11 protein-coding genes and 1 tRNA gene are annotated in these 13,526 nt (G+C 73.5%); 7 read left to right on the top strand and 5 right to left on the bottom strand.

Translation table 11 applies throughout. From position 1 onward, the window contains the following. Positions 1-69: 69 nt before the first annotated feature. Positions 70-1,335: a beta-ketoacyl-ACP synthase II gene (fabF, locus tag ABH937_RS08740; RefSeq protein WP_280690279.1), complete on the top strand. Its 1,266-nt coding sequence runs from the start codon at positions 70-72 to the stop codon at positions 1,333-1,335. A 50-nt stretch (positions 1,336-1,385) separates the two neighbouring features. Here fabF and ABH937_RS08735 read toward each other — a convergent pair whose 3' ends face one another. Next, positions 1,386-1,880, bottom strand: coding sequence for a DUF3145 domain-containing protein (locus ABH937_RS08735; RefSeq protein WP_280690280.1), 495 nt, complete (start codon positions 1,878-1,880; stop codon positions 1,386-1,388). 395 nt (positions 1,881-2,275) lie between these two features. Next, the gene (locus tag ABH937_RS08730) at positions 2,276-3,301 is read right to left on the bottom strand and encodes an NADP-dependent oxidoreductase (protein ID WP_280690281.1); all 1,026 of its coding nucleotides are present in this window, start codon (positions 3,299-3,301) and stop codon (positions 2,276-2,278) included. Between the two features lie 130 nt (positions 3,302-3,431). Here ABH937_RS08730 and ABH937_RS08725 point away from each other — a divergent pair, with 130 nt between their 5' ends. Continuing rightward, the gene (locus ABH937_RS08725; RefSeq protein WP_280690282.1) at positions 3,432-3,875 is read left to right on the top strand and encodes a MarR family winged helix-turn-helix transcriptional regulator; all 444 of its coding nucleotides are present in this window, start codon (positions 3,432-3,434) and stop codon (positions 3,873-3,875) included. Between the two features lie 26 nt (positions 3,876-3,901). On the opposite strand, the gene ABH937_RS08720 is transcribed toward ABH937_RS08725, so the two are convergent. After that, positions 3,902-6,622 carry an HAD-IC family P-type ATPase gene (locus ABH937_RS08720; RefSeq protein ID WP_370217767.1) on the bottom strand — a complete coding sequence of 907 codons (2,721 nt, stop codon included), beginning with the start codon at positions 6,620-6,622 and terminating at the stop codon, positions 3,902-3,904. Beyond that, positions 6,615-6,992 carry a metalloregulator ArsR/SmtB family transcription factor gene (locus tag ABH937_RS08715; RefSeq protein ID WP_280690284.1) on the bottom strand — a complete coding sequence of 126 codons (378 nt, stop codon included), beginning with the start codon at positions 6,990-6,992 and terminating at the stop codon, positions 6,615-6,617. The genes ABH937_RS08720 and ABH937_RS08715 overlap by 8 nt, the downstream gene beginning before the upstream one ends. 178 nt (positions 6,993-7,170) lie before the next feature. Here ABH937_RS08715 and ABH937_RS08710 point away from each other — a divergent pair, with 178 nt between their 5' ends. The 3 genes from ABH937_RS08710 (at position 7,171) to ABH937_RS08700 (ending at position 11,244) form a co-directional block, all read left to right on the top strand. After that, on the top strand, positions 7,171-9,129 hold the full coding sequence (locus ABH937_RS08710; protein ID WP_370217765.1) for an FtsW/RodA/SpoVE family cell cycle protein: 1,959 nt from the start codon (positions 7,171-7,173) through the stop codon (positions 9,127-9,129). Between the two features lie 195 nt (positions 9,130-9,324). Next, positions 9,325-10,920 carry an LCP family protein gene (locus ABH937_RS08705; protein WP_370217764.1) on the top strand — a complete coding sequence of 532 codons (1,596 nt, stop codon included), beginning with the start codon at positions 9,325-9,327 and terminating at the stop codon, positions 10,918-10,920. A gap of 33 nt (positions 10,921-10,953) precedes the next feature. Further along, on the top strand, positions 10,954-11,244 hold the full coding sequence (locus tag ABH937_RS08700) for a hypothetical protein (RefSeq protein WP_280690286.1): 291 nt from the start codon (positions 10,954-10,956) through the stop codon (positions 11,242-11,244). Between the two features lie 202 nt (positions 11,245-11,446). Here ABH937_RS08700 and ABH937_RS08695 read toward each other — a convergent pair. Then, positions 11,447-11,520 (bottom strand) — tRNA-Ile (locus tag ABH937_RS08695). A gap of 251 nt (positions 11,521-11,771) precedes the next feature. Between ABH937_RS08695 and ABH937_RS08690 the strand changes: the two genes are divergently transcribed. Next, the gene (locus ABH937_RS08690) at positions 11,772-12,632 is read left to right on the top strand and encodes a serine protease (protein ID WP_370217763.1); all 861 of its coding nucleotides are present in this window, start codon (positions 11,772-11,774) and stop codon (positions 12,630-12,632) included. 111 nt (positions 12,633-12,743) lie between these two features. Then, positions 12,744-13,502 carry a serine protease gene (locus tag ABH937_RS08685; protein WP_370217762.1) on the top strand — a complete coding sequence of 253 codons (759 nt, stop codon included), beginning with the start codon at positions 12,744-12,746 and terminating at the stop codon, positions 13,500-13,502. Positions 13,503-13,526: the final 24 nt, after the last annotated feature.

The raw sequence follows: 13,526 nt of genomic DNA, 5'->3' as shown, positions 1-13,526 counted from the left end.
CCTCCGCCCATCCGGAACCCCTGCCCGGCCGGCAACCCCTCCCCCGCACACGTGAGAGAAGAAGAACCAGTGACCGCTGAAAACCGCACCGTGGTAGTCACGGGTATCGGCGCCTTCACGCCGCTGGGCGGCGACGCCGCCACCACCTGGGAGGGACTGCTCGCCGGCCGTTCCGGGGTTTCCGCGCTGACCGAGGAGTGGGCCGCCGACCTGCCGGTCCGGATCGCCGCGCGCACCGCGGTGGACCCGGGCGAGGTGCTGCCCAAGCCGCTGGCCCGCAAGCTCGACCGCTCGGCCCAGTTCGCGCTGATCGCCGCCCGTGAGGCCTGGGCCGACGCCGGCTTCCAGGTGGCCGCCACCAACGAGGCCTCCACCCTGGCCCCCGAGCGGCTGGGCACCGTGATCGCCTCCGGCATCGGCGGTGTGACCACCCTGCTCGACCAGTACGACGTGCTGAAGGAGAAGGGCGTCCGCAAGGTGTCCCCGCACACCGTGCCGATGCTCATGCCCAACAGCCCCTCCGCCAACGTGGGCATCGAGGTCGGTGCCCAGGCCGGCGTGCACACCCCCGTCTCGGCCTGCGCCTCCGGCGCGGAGGCGATCGGCTACGCGATCGAGATGATCCGTACCGGCCGCGCCGACGTGGTGGTGGCCGGCGGCACCGAGGCGGCGATCCACCCGCTGCCGATCGTCGCCTTCGCCAACATGATGGCGATGTCCAAGAACAACGACGAGCCGCAGCGCGCCTCGCGCCCCTTCGACAAGGCCCGCGACGGCTTCGTGCTCGGCGAGGGCGCGGGTGTCGTGGTGCTGGAGTCGGCCGAGCACGCGGCCGCGCGCGGCGCCCGGGTCTACTGCGAGGCGGTCGGCCAGGGCCTGTCCTCGGACGCCCACCACATCGCGCAGCCGGAGCCGACCGGCTCGGGCATCGCCCGGGCGCTGGCCCACCTGTTCGCCACCAGCGACCTGGACAAGGCCGAGGTGGTGCACGTGAACGCGCACGCCACCTCCACCCCGCTGGGCGACGTCGCGGAGATCAAGGCGCTGCGCAAGGAGCTCGGCGAGCACCTGGACCACGTCGCGGTCTCCTCCACCAAGTCGATGACCGGCCACCTGCTGGGCGGCGCCGGCGGCATCGAGACGGTCGCCACCGTGCTGGCGCTGTACACCCGGCAGGCCCCGCCGACCATCAACGTCGACGACCTGGACAACGACGTGGACGCGGACATCGTGCGCTTCGAGCCGCGCGAGCTGCCCGCGGGTCGGATCGCCGCGCTGAACAACTCCTTCGGCTTCGGCGGCCACAACGTGGTGCTGGCCTTCCGCAGCGTCTGACCAGCCGTCAGTCAAGAAGGGGCCCCGTCATGGGGCCCTTTTTGGCGACTTCAGACCACCTGGTGCAGCCAGCGCACCGGCGCGCCCTCGCCCGCGTAGCGGAACGGTTCCAACTCGTCGTCCCAGGGCTTGCCGAGCAGCCGGGCCAGCTCCGCCTCCAGGTCGGTGCCCTCGCTGCGGGCCCGCAGCAGCACCGCGCGCAGCCGGTCCTCGGGGATCAGGATGTCGCCGTGGATGCCGGTGACGGCGTGGAAGATGCCGAGCGCGGGGGTGCTGCTGAAGCGCTCGCCCTCCGCACCGGCGCAGGGCTCGCTGGTCACCTCGTAACGCATCAGCTGCCAGCCGCGCAGCGCGGAGGCCAGCTTGGAGGCGGTGCCCACCTCCCCCTGCCAGGAGAACTCGGAACGCCACTGGCCCGGGGCGGCCGGTTGGCGGATCCAGTCGAGGCTGACGCGGACGTTGAGCACGCCCGCCACCGCCCATTCGACGTGCGGGCACAGCGCGCGGGGCGCGGAGTGGATGTACAGGACTCCACGTGTCGTCACCGGGACCTCCAGGCTGTGGACGAGGGTCGCCTTCCCCAGCTGCCTCGTGCCGGTGGCCGGTTGGTCCTGGGCGCCACTTGGCCAACTCCTGCCCGACTCTGACTCATAAGTAACTCAGGTCAACCGACATTAAGTCACTTAGTTGAGCAAAACGGACAAGCTGCAACCATGGTAGTCAGTTCCGGGGACAGGTCTACCCCTGATCGGGATCTCTCCCCCGAACGGCCCCATCAGCCGGCGCTACAGCGGTGTCGTCACGCTATCGCGCTGCACCCGGGGACGTCTGACGCTCCGTCGGAACCGGCGGAAACAGGCCGCGCGGGGTCGCGTGCGACAACGCCGCGCGCCCCGGCCGACCCTGGCGGGTCGAGCGGGGCGCGCGGTCTGACGACGGGTCAGGAGGCCAGTCGGACGACCATCTTGCCGGTGTTCTCACCGCGCATCAGGCCGAGGAACGCGTCCATCATCCGCTCGATGCCCTCGACGGACGTCTCGTCGTACCGCAGACCGCCGTCCGTCAGCCAGCCGGCCACCTCGGCGGTGAACTGCGGCTGCAGCGCGGCGTGGTCGCCCACCAGCATGCCCTCGATGCGCAGCCGCTTGCCGATCGCCTGCACCAGGTTGCGCGGGCCGGGCGACGGCGCGGTCTCGTTGTACTGGGCGATCGCGCCGCAGAGCACCGCCCGGCCGTGCACGCCCAGGGCACCGATCGCGGCCTCCAGGTGCTCGCCGCCGACGTTGTCGAAGTAGACGTCGATGCCCTCGGGAGCAGCCTTGGCGAGCTGCTCGCGGACCGGCCCCTCCTTGTAGTTGAAGGCCGCGTCGAAGCCGTAGTCGTCCACCAGCTTGGCCACCTTGGCCGCCGAACCGGCCGAACCGACCACCCGGGAGGCGCCCTTGAGCCGGGCGATCTGGCCGACCAGCGAGCCGACCGCGCCGGCCGCACCGGAGACGAAGACCACGTCGCCGGGCTTGATCCCGGCGACCGAGACCAGGCCCGCGTAGGCGGTCAGACCCGGCATGCCGAGCACGCCCAGGAAGTAGGAGAGCGGCGCCTTGGACGCGTCCACCTTCACGGCGTGCGCCGCCTGGACCGTCGCGTACTCGCGCCAGCCCTGGCCGTGCAGCACCGCGTCGCCGACCTCGAAGCCCTCGGCGGCGGAGGCCGCCACGTAGCCGACCGCGCCGCCGTCCATCGGGCGGTCCAGCTGGTACGGCGGGGCGTAGGACTTGACGTCGTTCATCCGCCCGCGCATGTACGGGTCGACCGAGAGGTAGGCGTTGCGGACCAGGATCTCGCCCGGCTCCGGCAGCCGGACCGGGGCCTCGACCAGCGCGACGTCGGTCGCAACGGGCCAGCCGTTCGGTCGGGCCTTGAGGTGCCACTCACGGGCCGTGGCGGGTACCGGCTGCTCTGCCATCACTGCGCTCCTTGCTCCTGCGGGCCTGCGGTCTGCTGCCTGCTCCGGGTTCCACCTGAAAGGTTGAGGTGATGAAGCAACGATGGACATGAAAGGTTCAGGTTGTCAAATATTCAGGTAGACTCGGAGTATGCCGAACGACGAGCTGATCCCTGAGGACGCGCTGACCCGTGAGGTGGTGGACCTCATGGCCGGCCTGGTCGCGATCTTCCATCGGGAGTACGAGGAGGCCGCCGCCGCCCGCTCCCTCACCGGCGCCCAGGCCAAGGTGCTGGCGCTGCTGCGGCGCGGCCCGATGCCGATGCGGCACATCGCCCAGACGCTCAGCTGCGAGCCGTCGAACATCACCGGCATCGTGGACCGGCTGGAGGCCCGCGGCTTCGTCACCCGGGAGAGCGACCCGCAGGACCGCCGGGTCAAGCTGGTCGCCGCCACCGAGCAGGGCCAGGCCGCCTCCGCCGAACTGCGCGAGTCGCTGAACTTCGCGCGCGAGCCGCTGGCCGCCCTGGGCCCCGAGGAGCGCGGCGTCCTGCGCGACCTGCTGCACCGGATGCTGGTCGGCGCGGGCGGCTAGGGTCTGTCTGACGCGCGCGCCGACCGCTACGCGCGCGCCGGTACCGCCGCTGGGGCCGCCCGCCGCTCGGCGCGTTCACTGAACCGCCACCAGAGCCAGCGCCCGACGCCGAGCAGCGCCGCGTAGCCGGCCACCACCAGCGCCAGCGAGCCGTAGGCGGCCGGTGGCAGCTCCTCGAAGCCGAGCCGCTCGCCCAGCGCGCTCGGCGGCAGCAGCAGGCCGACCAGTGCGAGCAGGCCCGCCGCCCACCAGACCGGGCGCGGCGGCCGCAGCCGGGGGCGGCTCAGCCGGTACAGCACCGGCAACGCCATCGCCTGGGTGACCAGGTTCTCGGTGAACCAGGCGGTGTGGAACATCGCAGCCGAGTTCGGCGCCGTGAAACCGTGGGTCACCTGGCGCATCGCCTCGAACATCGCGATGTCCGAGAACGAGTTGAGCAACCCGAAGCCGACCGCGAACCCGGCCAGCGCGCCCCAGCGCAGCCGGGCCGGGCGGCCGCCGGGTCCGGCCGAGCGACCGCTGACCGCGAAGGAGAGCTGCGCGGCGTCGAAGCAGAGGTTCTGCAGCAGCACCTGGGCCGGCTGCATCGGCAGGAAGGGCAGCAGCACCCCGCCGGCCAGCATCGAGAGCACGTTGCCCAGGTTGCAGGAGAGCGCGATCCGCAGGTACGCCCCGACCCGGGCGGTGGCCTCCCGACCCACCGCGACGGCCCGGCCGAGCCGGGTCAGGTCGCGTTCGCCGAGCAGCAGGTCCGCCCATTCCCGGGCCGCGCCGACCGCGCCCGCGGTGGCGATCCCGACGTCGGCGGCCCGCAGCGCGGAGACGTCGTTCACCCCGTCGCCGAGGAAGCCGACGCACTGCCCGGCCGCCCGTAGCGCCCGCACCACCTGCGCCTTCTGCTCGGGGGTGCAGCGGGCGAAGACCGCGCCCGCGGCGCCGGCCGCCGCGATGCTCCCGGGGTCGAGCGCGGCCAGCTCCGCGCCGAGCAGCACCCGCCCGGGGGTCAGGCCCAGCCGCTGCGCCAACCGCAGCGCGGTGCGCGGGTGGTCTCCGGTCAGCACGGTGAGCGCGATGCCGGAGCGACGCAGCACGGCCAGCGCCGCCTCGGCGGAGTCCTCCGGCTCGTCGAGCAGCTCGACGAAGCCGAGCAGGGTCAGCCCCTCCTCGTCCTGCGCCCGGTGGGGGCCGAGCCGCGGCTCGCGCTCCGCCCGGGCCACCGCGATCAGCCGCAGCCCCTGCCCGGTCCGCTCCTCGACCAGCCGGGCCAGCGCCGCGCGCGCCGCCCGGTCCAGCGCGGCGCCCCCGGCCAGCGTGTCGCAGCGCTCCAGCACCGCCTCCGGTGCGCCCTTGACCACCAGCACCCGCCCGCTGCCCGGCCCGCGCAACACCGCGCCCGAGCGGCGGCGCACCGGGTCGAAGGGGATCACCTCGACCACCGTGGGCAGCGGGTCGGTCAGCAGCCCGGCGGCGTCCGCGGCGGTCAGCAGTGCCTCGTCCAGCGGGTCGAGCAGCCCGGGGTCGTCGTCCAGCAGCCCGGCCTCGCCGACCAAGCCCGCCCAGCGCAGCGGCTCCTGGGCCGGGCGGCCGAACGGGTCCAGCGCTCCGGCCACCACCAGCTCGCCGGTGGTCAGCGTGCCGGTCTTGTCCAGGCAGAGCAGGTCGAGGGCCCCCAGCTCGCTGACCGCCGGCAGCGCGCGCACCGGCATCCCGGCCTTGGCCAGCCGGTGGCCACCGCTGGCCAGCACCGTGCTGACCACCAGCGGCAGCAGCTCCGGGGTGAGCCCGACCGCCGCGGCCACCGCGAACGGCAGCAGGGCGCTGCTCCAGCCGTGCAGCAGGGCGTCGGTGCCGATGGTCAGCGGGACCACCGCGAGCATGAAGACGATCAGTGTCAGCACCGCGCGACGCACCCCGCGCTCGACCACCGAGCGGCCCCCCGGACCAGGAACCACTGCGCTCAGCGGGCCCGGCGCGTGCGCGGCGCCGAACCGGGTGGCGGCGCCGGTGGCCAGCACCACGGCGGTGGCGCCGCCGGTGATCACCGTGCTGCCCGCGAAGCAGAGCTGCGGCTCGTCGAAGGGTCCGCTGGGTGGTGCGGTGGGCGGCAGGTCCAGGGCCGCGCGCGACACCGGGGTGCTCTCCCCGGTGAGCGCCGACTGATCCACCGTCAGCCCCTCGGCCCGCAGCAGCCGCAGGTCGGCCGGGACGGCGTCGCCGCCCGCCAGTCTGACCACGTCACCGGGGACCAGTTGCTCGGCCGGGACCTCCCGGGCGATCGGCAGGTCGCTCTGCCCCGCCCGGCGCAGCACCGTCGCGGTGCTCGGCGCCAGCGCCCGCAACGCGCGCAGCGCGGCGGCCGAGCGGCGCTCGCCCCGCAGCCGCAGCAGGCCGGCGCCCAGCACCAGGATCGCGATTATCGCCGCGCTGCCCCAGGAGCCGCTCAGCGCGCAGATCACCGTCAGGCCCGCGAGCAGCGCGGTGAAGGGGTCGCCGAACGCGGTGCGCAGGCGACGGAGGGGGCCCGGCTCGGGCAGCGGCAGCACGATGTTCTCGCCGCATTCGGCGATCCGGGCCTCGGCCTCGGACTCGGTGAGGCCGCGCGGGGTCGCGCGCACCGCGCGCAGCGCTTCGAGCCGGCTCAGCCGGGCCGGGTCCACCGGGTCCGGCTCGGTGGCGGGGCCGGCGGCCGGTGCGCGGACGGCTCGGCCACCTGGCAGCGGCAGCAGGCGCGCCCCGCGCTCAGGCACCGCTGCTCCGGAAGTGGAGCAGGTCGCCGCCCGCCGCGCCGGCCGGTCCGGCCGCCCCCTCGCCCGGGTCGAGCTTCTCGACCATGAGCCGCACCAGTGTCGCCACCTGCGAGTCGTCGACGCCGTAGACCTGGCGCCGGCCCTCGCGACGGTTGGAGACCATGCCGGCCAGCTTGAGCTTGGCCAGGTGCTGGCTGACCGCCTGCAGCGTGCCGCCGACCCGCTCGGCCAGCGTGCCCACATCGGCCTCGCCCTGGCTGAGCACCCAGACGATGTGCAGCCGCATGGTGGAGGCGAGCAGTCCGAAGGAGGCCGCCGCCTGCTGCAGCAGTTCGGGGGACGGATCGTCGGCCCCGCTGACGCCCGTCATCCTGGACCGCCCTCTCCCTGTTCGCGAAGGCGCTCAGTCTAACCGCGCCGCCTCGGGGCGCCACGGGATCACCCCCGCGCTCCCCCGGCCGTGGGCCTGAGCCGGCCGGTGGGCCGGGGAATGCTCAGGACGTGCGAGAATTCGGCGGTCCAGAGTGCCACGCCGGTGGGGAGTTCGTGTGATAGGCAGCCAGCGGACCGAGGGCCAGCGGGGAGCCGACCGGCGTCGCAACATCGAGCTGGCACTGCTCGGCTTCGCGTACGTGGTCTGCCTCGCCGCCTACATCGACGCCGACGAGGCGATGAACAACAAGCTCCCCCCGGGCCTGCTGGTCTACGGGGTGGCGTTCGGTGCGCTGATCATCGCCGCGAACCTGGTGATGCGGCGCTTCGCGCGGTACGCCGACCCGTTGATCCTGCCCTGTGCGGTGCTGCTCAGCGGCTTCGGCCTGGTGCTGCTCAACCGGCTCGACGAGTCCTACGCGATCGCGTACTCGGCCTCCTTCCAACGCTTCCCCTCGGCGCCGGCCCAGGTGCAGTGGCTCTTCATCGCGCTGCCGGTCGCGCTCGCCCTGATCGCCGTCATCAAGCACCACCGGTTCTTCCAGCGCTACCTCTACATCCTGATGGTCGGCGCCCTGGTGCTGCTGATCGCGCCGGCCTTCGGCTCGTCCGACGCCGACTACGGCGCCAAGCGGTGGATCCACCTGCCGGGCATCACCGTCGAGCCGGACGAGTTCGTCAAGATCGCGATCTGCATCTTCTTCGCCGGCTACCTGATGGTCAGCCGGGACGCGCTGGCCCTGGTCGGCCGCAAGGTCTGGGGCCTGAGCCTGCCGCGCGGCCGCAACGCGGCGCCGGTGCTGGCGATCTGGGTGATCAGCCTGCTGGTGCTGATCTTCGAACGCGACCTGGGCACCTCGCTGATCTTCTTCGGCGTCTTCATCGTGATGCTCTACGTGGCCACCGAACGCACCAGCTGGGTGGTGATCGGGGTGATCCTGGCGGTCGGCGGCGCGGCCGTGGTGGGCACCCTGGAACCGCACGTGCACGGCCGGGTCGAGGCCTGGCTGAACCCGATGGGCGCCTTCAAGCTGCTCCCGAACGGCTCGCCCCCACCGGGCACCTCGACCCAGCAGGCGCAGGCGCTGTTCAGCTTCGGCAGCGGGCACATCCTGGGCACCGGGCTCGGCCAGGGCCACCCGTGGCTGATCGGCTTCGCCGGGCGCAGCGACTTCATCTTCACCACGGTCGGCGAGGAGCTGGGCCTGGCCGGGGTGACGGCGGTGCTGCTGGTCTACGTGATCTTCTTCCAGCGCGGCCTGAAGACGGCGCTGACCCTGACCGACCCGTTCGGCAAGCTGCTGGCCGCCGGCCTGTCGAGCGTGGTGGCGCTGCAGGTCTTCGTGGTGGTCGGCGGTGTCACCGGGCTGATCCCGCTGACCGGCAAGGAACTGCCCTTCCTGGCCGCCGGTGGCTCCACGACACTGGCGAACTGGCTGCTCACCGCGCTGCTGATCAAGCTGAGCGACGCGGCCGGGCGCACCGAGCTGGAGCCGGAGCCGGAGCCGACGGGCACCATCGCGCCGCCGAAGCCGGCCCTCGACAACGCCGGCGAGGCGGGGGCCTCGCTGCCGGGCCAGCAGAGCCCCGGGACCTCGAACGGCACGCCGGTGCCGTACGGGGCGCCGACCGTGCACGGGACGGCGACCGGGACGCCCGGCGGCGGCGCGCAGCCGGGCGGCACCGGGACGCAGCCCGCACTGCCGACCGCGAACCCCACCGACCCGACCGGCACCGGCCCGACCGGCGGGCCCGCGACGCCCCTGCCCGGCGGCGCGGCGGAGCAGCCCTCCGGCGGCTTCCCCCCAGCCGCACCCGGCTACCCGGGCGGTGGCTTCGGTGCACCGCCCGCCCAGAGCGGCTACCCGGTCCAAGGCGGATACCCTCCCCAGGGCGGCTACCCTCCGCAAGGCGCCTACCCCGCCCAGAGCGGCTACCCGACGGGCGGTCAGGCCATGGTCCCGCCGCCGATCCCGGGCTACCAGACGGGCGGTCAGCCCGAGTACCTCTCCGGTTCCGCGCCGCAGTACCCGCCGCGCACCGATCCGGACGGCGCGGCGGCGCCCACCTTCTGACGGTCGGTCACCGTCGCGATCGGCCGGCGGCCGGGGGTCCACCACCCGGCCGCCGCCGCCCACCCTTCTGGCGGCGTTGCCAAGCTGGGCAGTATGGCCAATACTTGCTAGATTGCGCAACTGTGCAACCGGTCACCCGACCGAGCCGTCCTATCGAGCAGCCAGCCCGGCTCCCGGCGACCCGGAGAACGCCTGATGACCGAACCCGAGGACCGCCTCGGCAGACAGCGCGCCCGCTCCGCCCCAGGCGGTCGGCGGGTGCGGGAACACCTCAGCTTAGGCCCGGGCCGCTCCGCGCCGCGCTCGCGCCGCCGCCGTGTCGCGCGGATCGCCGGACTGACCGCCGCCTCGCTGGTGCTGACCACGGCCGGCGCCGGCTTTCTCTTCTACGAGCACCTCAACGGCAACCTCAGCATCTTCGACAGCAGCGGGATCTCCGCCAGCCGCCCACCGGCCGGACCGGGCGACGGTTCGGGGTCGACGCCGGTCAACGTCCTGCTGCTGGGCTCGGACAGCCGGGCGGCGGGCAACGAGGACCTGGCCGGCGGTGACATCGGCCCGGGCAACTCGGACACCGCGATCCTGCTGCACGTCTACGCCGACCACCGGCACGCCGTCGGGGTCTCGATCCCGCGCGACGCGCTGGTGGACATCCCGCCCTGCCTGCTGCCCAGCGGCAGGTGGACCGTCGAGCAGCACGGCGAGATGTTCAACTCCGCCTTCGCCATCGGCGGTTACCCGGGCGGCAACCCGGCCTGCGCGCAGAACACCGTGGAGGCGCTGACCGGCCTGCGGGTCGACCACACCATCGTGGTGGACTTCAAGGGCTTCGCCGCCATCACCACGGCGATCGGCGGCGTCCCGGTCTGCGTGCCGAACGACGTGGACGGGTTCGGCATCCGGCTCCGGAAGGGGCGTCAGACCGTCGCCGGGGCACAGGCGTTGGCCTTCGTGCGGGCGCGGCACGGGATCGGGGACGGTTCGGACATCGGCCGGATGAAGCGTCAGCAGGCCTTCCTCTCCGCGCTGATCCAGAAGGTGCAGAGCCAGGGGTTCAACCTGACCACGCTGCTCCCGCTGGCCGACGCGGCGACCAGGGCGCTCACCGTGGACGCCGGCCTGGGCACCGCGATGAAGCTGGCCTCGTTCGCCCAGTCGCTGCACACCATCACGTTGCGCGACATCAACTTCGTCACCGTGCCGTGGCAGTATGCCGGCGACCGGGTCTCCCTGGTCCACCCCGACGCGGATACGCTGTGGACGCTGCTACGCCAGGACCGCACACTGGATGGCCGGAGCACCCGTCAGGTCGCCACTCCCAGCGCCGTGAGCCCGGTCCGGCCCACCGATCCGACGGTGCCGATCACGGTGCAGAACGGCACCGCCACCGTGGGCCTGGCCGTCCGGGCCGCCCACGACCTGCTGGCGAAGGGATACCAGGACGTCACGGCGGGGTTGGGCGGGATCGACCACGCCGTCACCAGCATCGGCTACCCGCCGGGCAGGCAGGCCGATGCCGAACAACTCGCCCGGTACTTCCCCGGCGCCGACGTCCGCGCCGACACCGAGAGCACCGCACTGACCCTCACGCTCGGCACCGACTACGCCACCGCCGTCGCCTCGGCCGAACCGACGGGGACGGCGACGGCGAGCGCGACCGGCGCACCAACGGCCGACGCACCGTCGCACGGCCCGTCACCCGGCCCCTCGCCCGGCGCGGTGCCGAGCGGGATCGCCCAGAACACCCGCCCTGCCGACGCCGACATCTGCGCCGGCCTCACCTACGGCTGACCTGTCCGACCTGCGAGAGGAACGACGCTGACGATGTACCGGGGGGACCGAGGGGACCGAGCGTCCACCAACACCGACGCGCTGCGGCTGGCCGCGGCCGTCGCCGAGATCGAGGGCCTGCACGCCGCGCTGATCCACAGCACCGACCCCGCCCGGCGGCGTCGACTGCTCTCCGAACTGGCCCGGGCCGGCGCCCGGTTGGCCGATCTGGCCGCCACCCCGCCGGGCCGGATCCCGGCGCAGGCCCGGTTCAACTCCCGGCGCCAGCGTCGCCGGGCCGCCCTGCTGCGCGGCGCCCACTGGCTCACCGAACGGCTGAGCTGAGGCCGCTGTGGGTGGGCGGTGGCGGTGACGGTACGCCTGCGCCGCGACGCCTCCGGTTGTCCCCGGCTGTCCCCGGAGCGGGTGAATCTCGGCGTGGCACGCGGCCACAGGCCGGCTGACTGCTCTAGGATCTGCGGCAGAGACCGGGGTGTTCTCGCAGGTCAGAGCCAGGATTACTCTGATGATCCGGCAGGATCTTGAGTAGGGCGGGTGGGACTCGAACCCACGACCCAGGGATTATGAGTCCCCTGCTCTAACCGGCTGAGCTACCGCCCCGACTCCGCGTCGGCACCACCACCACAGTGGTGGTCCATCGCAGCACAGACGGCCCCGCAGGGCCGCCTCGGGCAGCATATCCGGTCGATCAGCCGTGGTGCGCGCCGGGTGCGCACCACGAGTGCGCTCCCGGGCCCGGTCCTGCCGTCCGTGAACCGCCGGGGCCCGTAGGCTGCCAGGTGTCAGGCCGCTGCCGCCCGGGTGAAGTCGGGGCGGCGATCGGGCGGCCCGCAGGCTGCGGAGGGAGTCGCATGACGGCGCGTAGGGTGGCGCTCGGTCTGGCGGCCGCGCTGGTGGTCCCGATCACGGCGAGCGGCTGCGGCTCCTCCGGCGGACCGTCGAGCAGCGCGCTCTTCCTCACCCCCTCGCCCGGTGCGACGAGCACCGCCGGTGCGAGCGGCTCGGGATGGAACCGGCACCGCTTCCTGGGCGCCTTCGACCGGCACAAGGGCACGACCAGGACCGCCTCACCCACCGCGCTCAACGGGCTGGTCGGCGCGGTCTTCACCAACGACGCCTCGGGCGACCACTTCTGCACCGCCAGCGTGGTGGACAGCGCCGGCCAGAACCTGATCATCACCGCCGCGCACTGTGTCTACGACCCGGGCGTCGGGCAGCGGGCCGACCTGGTCTTCGTCCCCGGCTACCGCGGCGGGGACGCCCCCAGCGGGGTCTGGCCGCTGGCCGCGATCACCGTGGACCAGAGCTGGGCGCAGAGCGGCAACCCTGACCTGGACGTGGCCTTCGCGGTCGTCCAGCCGCAGGGCGGCAAGCAGGTGCAGCAGGTGCTCGGCGCCAACAAGTTGGGCATCGGCAAGGGCTACCAGCTGCGGGTGAAGCTGACCGGCTATCCGAGCAGCGCGGACGTGCCGATCACCTGCGTGAACACCACCACCCAGCAGAGCCCGACCCAGCTGCGGATCGCCTGCCCCGACTACACCGGCGGCACCAGCGGCAGCCCGTGGGTGACCGACCTCGACCCGATCACCCGGACCGGGACGGTGGTCGGCGTGATCGGCGGCTACCAGCAGGGCGGCGACACCCCGGACGTCTCGTACAGCAGCTACTTCGGCGCCGCCGTGCAGGCCCTGTACGACCGCGCCACCGGCTGAGCACCCCGGCTCACCCCGGGTTCAGCCTGGCGTCGGGCGGCTCTGGCCTGGTAGATCTTGGGGCCGACGTCCGGTGCGACCCCGCCCGGAGCTGACCTGGAGGTACACCGGATGGCCGGGCCGCAGCGGCTGCGAGGCGCGCTGGCGCTCGGCACGGCCATGGCGGGTTTGCTGGCCGCCGCGGGCTGTGCCTCGTCGCAGGGGTCCGAGCACCCGGCGCCAGGGCTGAGCGCCGCCATCGCCCCGCCGGACAGCCACTCCGCCCGGGTCGGCGTGCTGCTGTTCGACCAGGGCGCCAGCCGCTCCTGCACCGCCAGCGTGGTGGACAGCCCCGGACGCGACCTGCTGGTCACCGCCGCGCACTGCGTCACCGCCACTGACGGCTCGCCGGTCACCGGCCTGAGCTTCGCCCCCGGCTACCGCGACGGCGCCGCCCCGCTCGGCAGTTGGACGGTGGACCGGGTGGTGGTCGACCACCGCTGGAGCGCCAACGCCGACCCCGAGTACGACGTGGCCTTCCTCACCGTCGACCCGGCCGGCGGCCGGCAGATCGAGGACGTGGTGGGCGGCAACCCGCTCGGGGTGAACCGCGGCTTCGGGCTGGCGGTGACCGTCACGGGCTACCCGAACGACCACGAGGAGCCGATCACCTGCACCACCCGGACCACCGCGCGCAGCGCCACCCAGGAGCGGTTCGACTGCGGCGGCTTCTCGGACGGGACCAGCGGCAGCCCCTGGCTCACCGAGGACGACACGGTGGTCGGCGTGATCGGCGGCTACCAGCAGGGCGGCGACACCCCGGACGTCTCCTACAGCGTGACCTTCGACAACCGGGTCGCCGCGCTCTTCCAGCAGGCCACCGGGCAGTAAGCCCGGTCCGCCCGAGCCCCCGGG

The sequence above is a fragment of the Kitasatospora sp. GAS1066B genome (assembly GCF_041262605.1).
GTDB lineage: Bacteria > Actinomycetota > Actinomycetes > Streptomycetales > Streptomycetaceae > Kitasatospora.
The sequence above is the reverse complement of the archived record's forward strand: the minus strand, read 5'-3'. Positions and strand labels throughout refer to the sequence as shown.